We start from the raw sequence: 8,967 nt of genomic DNA, 5'->3' as shown, positions 1-8,967 counted from the left end.
CCCCTTCCCCCCTCCCTTCCTTTCCCCCCCCCGCCCCCCCCCCCCCCCCGCCGTCCCCCCCCCCCCCCCCCCCCACCCCCGCGCCTCAAACGCCGGCGAGGCTGGATGTATCCAGCCCGCGCGGCGTTTGAGCGCACCGGGCGCGGAGCGTCCGGTCTCGGGGTCAGGGGCGGAGCCCCTGGGAACGGTGGAAGGGCGGGTAGGGGACGGCTCCGCGCAGCGGCACCCCGGCCCGCGCACCCGCACCCCGCACCCCGCCAGGGTCGAGCCCCGGTCGGGGAACGGCGGAACCCCGGGGGAGTGGTCCCCCGGGGTTCCGTGAAGTCCGGCCGCGCTAGCCGCGTACTCCGCACAGGTGCAGCAACGCCGCCACCCCCCGGTAGGGATCGGTGCGCCCGGCCCGCTCCTCGGCGGCCAGCAGCCGCTCCAGTTCCTCGTCCGGCGGCAGCTCCGCCGCGGCCTCGGTGCCGTCGGTGAAGACGCGGACCCCGTACCAGGTGTGCAGCGGCGCGCCGATGCCCGACAGCGTCGCCGTCAGGTCGGCCAGCCGGTCGGCGCGTACGTCCAGGCCGAGCCGGTTCGTGTAGTCGACGGTGTCGAAGGCGCTCAGGGCGCCCTGCCAGTCACCGGCCAGCCCGGGCCGCAGGGCGAGCGCGTCGCCGTTGCGCACCAGCAGGGACAGCAGTCCGCCGGGGGCGAGCATGCGGGCCAGCCCGGCGAGCATCGCGTCGGGTTCCGACACGTACATCAGCACGCCGTGGCACAGCACCACGTCGAAGCTGCCCGGTCCGAAGTGCGCGCCGGTCTCCCGGCCGTCGCCCTCCACCAGTTCGACCCGGTCGCGGATCCCGGCCGGTTCGGCGGCGAGCGCCGCGTGGGCGACCGCCAGCATGGCGGCGTCCTGTTCCAGGCCGGTGACGCGGTGTCCCGCCCGGGCCAGGCGCAGCGCCTGGGTGCCCTGGCCCATGCCGACGTCGAGGACCCGCAGCCGCTGCCCGACCGGGAAGCGCTGCGTGATCTGTTCCTCGACCTGCCGGCCCACGAGTTCCTGGCGGACGGCGTTGCGCAGTCCGCCCAGTCCCTCCAGCCACAGCCGGGCTCCCCCCGAGAAGCCCTCCCCCGACGATGCCCCTGATGCTCCGGGCGTCGCTCCGGTCAGGGCCGCTCTCCGCGCTTGACCTGCGGCTTGGGCAGGCGCAGGCGACGCATCTGGAGGGTGCGCATGAGGCCGTAGGCGACGGCGCCGCGGCGCGGCTCGTCGGCGAAGCGCTCGTTGAGCGCCTTGCGCAGGCGGAACCACAGGCCGATGGAGTCGAGGATGATCAGGACGATCACGCCGAGCCACAGCATCAGCGCGATGTTCTGGATCGAGGGCACCCGGATCATGCTCAGCACGAGGATGATCACGGCCAGCGGCAGGAACATCTCGGCGACCGAGAAGCGGGAGTCCACGAAGTCGCGGACGAACCGGCGGACCGGCCCCTTGTCGCGGGCGGGCAGGTAACGCTCGTCGCCGTTGGCCAGGGCTTCGCGCTGCCTGGCCATCTCTTCGCGGCGACGCTCGCGGGCTCGCTTGGCGTCCTCCTTGCGGTTGCCGGTCGAGGCCACCACGGCCTTGCGCTGCGACTGGGCCACAGCACGCTTCGGCGTCGGGCGGCCCTTCGGGGCCTGCGGGTCACGGGGCTGCGAGGGGCCGGCGCTCACCTTGTCGGCGGCGGAGGCCTTCTCTTCCTTGGAGGAGCGGCTACCAAACACAAAACCCAAGCCTACGTGGTCGGGGCCACGGGCCCCACCCCGGCGGGGAACGATCCGGCAACGGCGGGCGTCTACCGAGTGCGGGCCTCTTTCCGGTACCCGGGATTCCGGGCTTCCGGGGTCTCGGGGATCACCTACTCCTTACGCCTGATACGGCACCGGGGTACTCGTCCTGGAGGAGGAGCGCATCCGTACTCGAACAGTGCGGTAATGGAGGCAGGGCCCGTACTGTGGGTCCTGTCGGTGACCTGGAGCACAGTCCGTCTAGAAGGGGGCGCGCGAAGCCCATGAGCGGTGTCATGAAGCGTATGGGGATGATCTTCCGCGCGAAGGCGAACAAGGCCCTGGACCGGGCCGAGGACCCGCGCGAGACCCTTGACTACTCGTACCAGAAGCAGCTGGAGCTGCTCCAGAAGGTACGCCGCGGCGTCGCCGACGTGGCGACGTCCCGCAAGCGCCTGGAGCTCCAGCTGAACCAGCTCCAGAGCCAGTCCGCCAAGCTGGAGGACCAGGGCCGCAAGGCCCTCGCCCTGGGCCGCGAGGACCTGGCCCGCGAGGCCCTGTCCCGCCGCTCCTCCCTCCAGCAGCAGGTCAGCGACCTGGAGGTGCAGCACCAGACCCTCCAGGGCGAGGAGGAGAAGCTGACGCTGGCCGCGCAGCGCCTCCAGGCCAAGGTGGACGCCTTCCGTACGAAGAAGGAGACCATCAAGGCCACCTACACGGCCGCCCAGGCGCAGACCCGCATCGCGGAGTCCTTCTCCGGCATCTCGGAGGAGATGAGCGACGTCGGCCTCGCCATCCAGCGGGCCGAGGACAAGACCGCCCAGCTCCAGGCCCGGGCCGGCGCGATCGACGAGCTGCTCGCCTCCGGTGCCCTGGACGACCAGAGCGGCCTCGGCTCCAAGGACGACATCCAGGCCGAGCTGGACCGCCTCTCCGGCGGCACCGACGTCGAGCTGGAGCTCCAGCGGATGAAGGCCGAGCTGGCCAGCGGCCCGTCCGCGCAGCAGCAGGCCATCGAGGGCGGCGCCCCCGGCACCGCGCAGCCGCACCAGACCCAGCACCGGTTCGACAAGCAGTAGGACAGGGGCCCGTCATGATTGTCCGCATCATGGGGGAGGGCCAGGTCAGCCTGGCCGACGAGCACTTCACCGAGCTGAACGCGCTGGACGACGAGCTCCTGGAGGAGATGGAGTCCGGCGACGGGGAGGGCTTCCGGCGCACGCTGGGCGCACTCCTCGACGCGGTGCGGCGCCTGGGCAGCCCGCTGCCGGACGACGCGCTGGAGCCGTCCGAGCTGATCCTGCCCGCGCCCGACGCCACGCTTGACGAGGTGCGGGCGATGCTCAGCGACGACGGCCTCATCCCGGGCTGAGGCTGCCGGGGTACGTACGTGCACGACACGTTCACCGACACCGCGAAGGGCCCGCCCCCGTACCGCACGGGGGCGGGCCCTTCGGCCGTCCGCGCCGTCGCCGCTATTCGCGCCGGTCGGCGGCGGGATGCTTCTCCGGGTCGGAGAGCCCGCTGATGAAGTTCTCGAACTTGCGCCGGGGCCGTGCCCAGCGCCGGTCGTGGTGGAAGGCCCGCAGCCCCGCCTTCGCCCGCGCGCGCGGGCGGTTGGCGTAGAAGCGCTTGGCGTACGGGGACCCGGGCCGGGCCAGGCGCACCGCCCCGATCAGCGCGACGAAGGGGATCACCAGGCCGAATATCGCGGTGCGCGGCTTCCCCTTCCACAGGGCGATCAGGGCGAGGAAGAAGTTGGTGGCGGTGTTCATGACGACGAGCCCGCGGCTGTGCCGTTCCTCCGCCGACAGCTCGTTGACGCCGAAGGGCAGGAAGCCGCCCAGCACCAGCGCCACCACGGCGGCCGTCAGCACCACGATCTCCACGCTCTTGCGGCCCTGTTCGCTCCAGTAGACGTCGTCCAGGTGCAGGATCAGCGCGAACTCGTCCAGCACCAGGCCCGCCCCCAGGCCGAAGAGGACCGCCGAGAGCCCGGCGCCGAAGCTGTGCCCGCCGCTGCCGATCGCGCCGAACCCGCCGATGATGACGAGGACCACGCCCGGCACGACGTGGTGGACGTGCAGCCCGCCCGGGGTGATGTTCTTGAAGGGTCCCCGGCCGGCCCGGATCAGCCGCGTGATCACCCGTGTGACCAGGAACGACAGCACGAAGGACAGCAGGGCGAGGAGCAGGGGGAGCTTGCCCGGCTCGATGATGTTGCGTTCCCACCAGTGACCCACGACACCCGCTCCCGATATGACACGTATTGAGCAATTTACCGCTCACCGTAAGCGGGTAGCGTTCGCGCCGATGACAGACTCGACCGATGATCCGCTGCCGCAGCCGCCCGGGGAACGCGCCTCCCTGGCCGACGGGATCCGCTTCGCCTTCGGCACGCTGACCGTCCTGCCCGCACGCATCACCCGCTGGGACCGGCCCGCCGCCCGCACCGGCATGGCCTGCGCCCCGCTCGCCGGCCTCGCCGTCGGCCTGCTCGCCGCCGTGCCCGGGACGCTCCTGCTGGTCCTCGGCGGCGGCCCGCTGCTCGCCGCGGCCGTCGCCGTCGCCGTGCCGGCGGCGCTGACCCGCGGACTGCACCTGGACGGCCTGGCCGACACGGCCGACGGGCTGGGCAGCGCCAAGCCCGCCGAGGACGCCCTGCGGATCATGAAGCAGTCCGACATCGGCCCCTTCGGGGTCATCTCCCTCCTCGTCGTCTTCCTGGTCCAGGTGGCCGCCCTGGCCAACGCGTACGCCGACAGCTGGATCCGGGGCGCCCTGGCCGCCGTGCTCGCCGCCGTCACAGCCCGCCTCGCGATGACCCTGGCCGCCCGCGAGGGCGTCCCCGCCGCCCGGCCCGAGGGGCTCGGCGCGGCGGTGGCCGGCGTGGTCCCGCACCGGGTTGCCGCCTGCGCGGCCGCCGCCGTCGTCGCCCTCGCGGCCCTCGCCGCCCTCCCGGCGGGCCCGTTCGCCGCCGCGCAGCACGCGGCTGCCGTCCTCGCGGCCCTGCTCGCCGCCGAACTCCTGCTCCGCCGCTGCGTCAGCCGCTTCGGCGGGGTCACCGGGGACGTCTTCGGCGCCGTCTGCGAGGTCGCCGCGACCACCGTCCTGCTGGTCCTCGCCCTCGGCTGAATACCCTGACGGCATGACAGACCCCGACGGCGCCGGCCCCGCCCGCATCCGAGTCCTGCTCGCCGACGACCAGGCGCTGCTGCGCAGCGCGTTCAAGGTGCTCGTCGACTCCGAGGCCGACATGGAGGTCGTCGGCGAGGCCTCGGACGGGGCCCAGGCGTACGCCCTCGCCCGCGAACGGCGGGCCGACGTCGTCCTCATGGACATCCGGATGCCCGGCACCGACGGACTCGCCGCCACCCGCATGATCAGCGCCGACCCGGAGCTGTCCGACGTCCGCGTCGTCATGCTGACGACCTTCGAGGTCGACGAGTACGTGGCCGCGGCCCTGCGCGCCGGCGCCTCCGGCTTCCTCGGCAAGGGCGCCGAACCCGACGAGCTCCTCAACGCCATCCGCGTCGCGCACGCCGGCGAGGCGCTGCTCTCCCCGGCCGCCACCAAAGGGCTCATCGCCAGCTTCCTCGCCCAGGGCGGCCGCGCCGACGCCCCCGCCACCGGGTCCGCCCACGCCGAACGGCTCGCCACGCTGACCGGACGCGAGCGCGAGGTCCTCGTACAGGTCGCCGGCGGGCTGTCCAACGACGGCATCGCCGCCCGGCTGGAGGTCAGCCCGCTGACCGTGAAGACCCACGTCAACCGGGCCATGGCCAAGCTCGGGGCCCGCGACAGGGCGCAATTGGTGGTCATCGCGTACGAATCGGGACTGGTCCGGCCGCGCGCCGAGTGACCCGCGGCGGACCGCAGTAGGAAGGAGTACTGCGGACGCGGTATGCCGCACATAAGGACGGCACCTGGGAGCGACGCAGCGGGCTTGCCGGGTGCGGAAGGCTGGAGGGGCCCTCGCGAACGACCAGCAGAGAGATCCCACACCCATGTCCTGGCTGTCCCGCTTCAGCCTCGCCCAGAGAGCGCTGGTCGGCCTCGTGTCGATCGTGGCGCTCCTGTTCGGCGCCATAGCCATCCCGCAGCTCAAGCAGCAGCTGCTGCCCTCCATCGAACTCCCGATGGTCTCCGTGCTCGCGCCGTACCAGGGCGCCTCGCCCGACGTGGTCGAGAAGCAGGTGATCGAGCCGATCGAGAACACCCTCAAGGGCGTCGACGGCATCACCGGCATCACCTCGACCGCCAGCGAGGGCAACGCCCTCATCCGCGCCACGTTCGACTACGGCGACAGCGGCACCAAGCAGCTCGTCGCCGACGTCCAGCAAGCCGTCAACCGGGCCCGCGTCCGGCTGCCCGCCGAAGTGGACCCGCAGGTCGTGGCCGGCTCCACCGACGACATCCCGACCGTCGTCCTCGCCGTCACCTCCGACAAGGACCAGCAGGCGCTCGCCGACCAGCTGAACCGTTCCGTCGTCCCCGTCCTGGAGGACATCGACGGCGTCGGCCAGGTCAGCGTCGACGGCGTCCGCGACCTCCAGGTCACCATCACCCCGGACAACGCCAAGCTCGCCGCCGCCGGCCTCGACGGCGCCGCGCTCGCCGAGGGCCTCAGGGCGGGCGGTACGACCGTCCCCGCCGGCTCCTTCGACGAGCAGGGCAAGAACCGCACCGTCCGCGTCGGCTCCGGCTACACCTCGCTCGCCCAGCTGGAGGACCTCCGGCTGACCGCGGGCCCCGGCAAGCCCGTCGTCCGCCTCGGTGACGTGGCCGCCGTCAAGCAGGAGCCGGCCAAGGCCGACTCCATCACCCGCACCAACGGCAAGCCCAGCCTGGCCCTCGTCCTCACCATGGACAAGGACGGCAGCGCCGTCGCCATCTCCGACGCCGTCAAGGACAAGCTCCCCGAGCTGCGCTCCACGCTCGGCTCCGGCGCCGAGCTGACCGTCGTCAGCGACCAGGGACCGGCCGTCGCCCGCTCCATCTCGGGCCTGACCACCGAGGGCCTGCTCGGTCTCGTCTTCGCCGTCATCGTGATCCTGGTCTTCCTGGCCTCGATCCGCTCGACGCTGGTCACCGCGGTCTCCATCCCGCTGTCCGTGGTCCTCGCGCTGATCGTGCTGTGGACCCGCGACCTGTCCCTCAACATGCTGACGCTGGGCGCCCTCACCATCGCCATCGGCCGGGTCGTCGACGACTCGATCGTGGTCCTGGAGAACATCAAGCGCCACCTCGGCTACGGCGAGGAGCGCGAGGCCGCGATCACCACCGCCGTGAAGGAAGTGGCCGGCGCGGTCACCTCGTCCACGCTCACCACCGTCGCCGTCTTCCTGCCGATCGGCCTCGTCGGCGGCATGATCGGCGAGCTCTTCGGCTCCTTCTCGCTCACCGTCACCGCCGCCCTGCTGGCCTCGCTGCTGGTGTCCCTGACGGTCGTGCCGGTGCTGTCGTACTGGTTCCTGCGCGCCCCCAAGGGCGTCTCGTCGGCGGACGCCGAAAGCCGCGCGCGGGCCCGCCGCGAGGCGGAGGAGAAGGAGGCCAACAGCCGCCTCCAGCGCTTCTACGTACGGGTCCTCGGCTTCGCCACCCGCCGCCGGCTGACCAGCGTCGCCATCGCGGCCGTCGTCCTCGTCGCCACCTTCGGGATGACCCCGCTGCTGAAGACGAACTTCTTCGACCAGGGCGACCAGGACGTCCTGACGGTCAAGCAGGAACTGCCCGCCGGCACCTCGCTGGCCGCCTCCGACGAGGCCGCCCGCAAGGTGGAGAAGGCCCTGGACGGCATCGAGGGCGTCAAGGACCACCAGGTCACCGTCGGCTCCTCCGGGTTCCTGGCGGCCTTCGGCGGCGGCACCGGCACCAACCAGGCCTCCTTCCAGGTCACCCTGGACGACGCCGGCCAGTCCGACGCCGTCAAGAAGCGCATCCAGGACGCCCTCGGCAAGCTCCGGGGCATCGGCGACACCTCCATCTCGGCGGGCGGCGGCTTCGGCAGCCAGAACCTGAGCGTGGTCGTCAAGGCCGGCGACGGCGCCGTCCTCGCCAAGGCCGCCGAACAGGTCCGCGCCGAGGTGGCCACCCTCAAGGACGTCACCGACGTCCAGAGCGACCTGGCCCAGTCCGTGCCCCGCATCTCGGTCACCGCCACCCCCAAGACCGCCGAGGCCGGTCTCAACCAGGCCGCACTGGGCGCGATCGTCGCCCAGGCCGTCCGCGGCAACCCGGTGGGCAAGGCCGTGCTCGACAACACCGAGCGGGACATCGTCATCCGCTCCGCGCAGCCCGCCGCCACCCTGGCCGAGCTCCAGGCCCTGCCGGTCGGCCCCGCCAGGCTCGGTGACATCGCCGAGGTCAAGGAGATCCCCGGCCCGGTCGCGATGACCCGGATCGACGGCGCCCGCGCCGCCACCGTCACCGCCAAGCCGGTCGGCGACAATACGGGCGCGGTCAGCGCCGCGCTCCAGACCAAGCTCAAGGCCCTGGACCTGCCCGAGGGCGCCACCGCCGCCATCGGCGGGGTCTCCGAGGACCAGGACGAGGCCTTCGCCTCGCTGGGCCTGGCCATGTTCGCGGCCATCGCGATCGTGTTCATGCTGCTGGTCGCGACGTTCCGCTCGCTGGTCCAGCCGCTGATCCTGCTGGTCTCCATCCCCTTCGCGGCCACCGGCGCGCTGGGCCTGCTCATCGCCACCGGCACCCCCATGGGCGTCCCCGCGATGATCGGCATGCTGATGCTCATCGGCATCGTGGTCACCAACGCGATCGTCCTGATCGACCTGGTCAACCAGTACCGGGCGCAGGGCCTGGGCGTCGTCGAAGCGGTCGTCGAGGGCGGCCGCCACCGCCTGCGCCCGATCCTGATGACGGCCCTGGCGACGATCTTCGCGCTGCTCCCGATGGCGCTGGGCGTCACCGGCGAGGGCGGGTTCATCTCGCAGCCGCTCGCGGTGGTCGTGATCGGCGGCCTGGTCAGCTCGACCCTGCTGACCCTGCTCCTGGTGCCGACGCTCTACACGATGATCGAGCTCCGCAAGGAACGCCGCCGGGCGAAGAAGAAGGCCCGCCTCACGGTGGTCCCGACCCCGTCGGCGGACGAGACCCCGGTCGGGGTCTGAGCAACGCGCGAAGGGGCCCGGGGGGGGGGGGGGGGGGGGGGGGGGGGGGGGGTCGGTGTCTCCTCTGGTTGCTCTTCTG

General features: G+C 72.6%; 8 protein-coding genes. 5 read left to right on the top strand and 3 right to left on the bottom strand.

The window, feature by feature from the left end; genetic code table 11:
* Positions 1-334: 334 nt before the first annotated feature.
* Together AC07A6_RS39685 and AC07A6_RS39680 are read right to left on the bottom strand one after the other, a co-directional pair.
* A complete protein-coding gene (locus AC07A6_RS39685; RefSeq protein ID WP_362468704.1) occupies positions 335-1,042 on the bottom strand; it encodes a class I SAM-dependent methyltransferase in 708 nt (235 codons plus the stop codon).
* 113 nt (positions 1,043-1,155) lie between these two features.
* The gene (locus tag AC07A6_RS39680) at positions 1,156-1,764 is read right to left on the bottom strand and encodes a DUF3043 domain-containing protein (protein WP_125818821.1); all 609 of its coding nucleotides are present in this window, start codon (positions 1,762-1,764) and stop codon (positions 1,156-1,158) included.
* Positions 1,765-2,042: 278 nt separating this feature from the next.
* Between AC07A6_RS39680 and AC07A6_RS39675 the strand changes: the two genes are divergently transcribed.
* Positions 2,043-2,837, top strand: coding sequence for a PspA/IM30 family protein (locus AC07A6_RS39675; RefSeq protein WP_478780345.1), 795 nt, complete (start codon positions 2,043-2,045; stop codon positions 2,835-2,837).
* 14 nt (positions 2,838-2,851) lie between these two features.
* On the top strand, positions 2,852-3,130 hold the full coding sequence (pspAA, locus tag AC07A6_RS39670; protein WP_362468709.1) for a PspA-associated protein PspAA: 279 nt from the start codon (positions 2,852-2,854) through the stop codon (positions 3,128-3,130).
* Between the two features lie 103 nt (positions 3,131-3,233).
* Here the strand turns inward: pspAA and AC07A6_RS39665 are convergent, their stop codons facing one another.
* Positions 3,234-4,001, bottom strand: coding sequence for a hypothetical protein (locus AC07A6_RS39665; protein WP_478780344.1), 768 nt, complete (start codon positions 3,999-4,001; stop codon positions 3,234-3,236).
* 70 nt (positions 4,002-4,071) lie between these two features.
* Between AC07A6_RS39665 and AC07A6_RS39660 the strand changes: the two genes are divergently transcribed.
* From AC07A6_RS39660 to AC07A6_RS39650, 3 genes are all read left to right on the top strand, one after another.
* Positions 4,072-4,893, top strand: a complete 822-nt coding sequence (locus tag AC07A6_RS39660; RefSeq protein WP_478780343.1) for an adenosylcobinamide-GDP ribazoletransferase — start codon at positions 4,072-4,074, stop codon at positions 4,891-4,893.
* A 13-nt stretch (positions 4,894-4,906) separates the two neighbouring features.
* A complete protein-coding gene (locus AC07A6_RS39655) occupies positions 4,907-5,620 on the top strand; it encodes a response regulator transcription factor (protein WP_362468715.1) in 714 nt (237 codons plus the stop codon).
* Positions 5,621-5,765: 145 nt separating this feature from the next.
* Positions 5,766-8,888 (top strand): efflux RND transporter permease subunit, encoded by a 3,123-nt coding sequence (locus AC07A6_RS39650; protein WP_478780342.1) that lies wholly within the window; start codon positions 5,766-5,768, stop codon positions 8,886-8,888.
* Positions 8,889-8,967: the final 79 nt, after the last annotated feature.

Source organism: Streptomyces sp. NPDC044002 (assembly GCF_056434525.1).
Note: the sequence above shows the minus strand (reverse complement) of the source record. Positions and strands in the feature narration are given on the sequence as shown.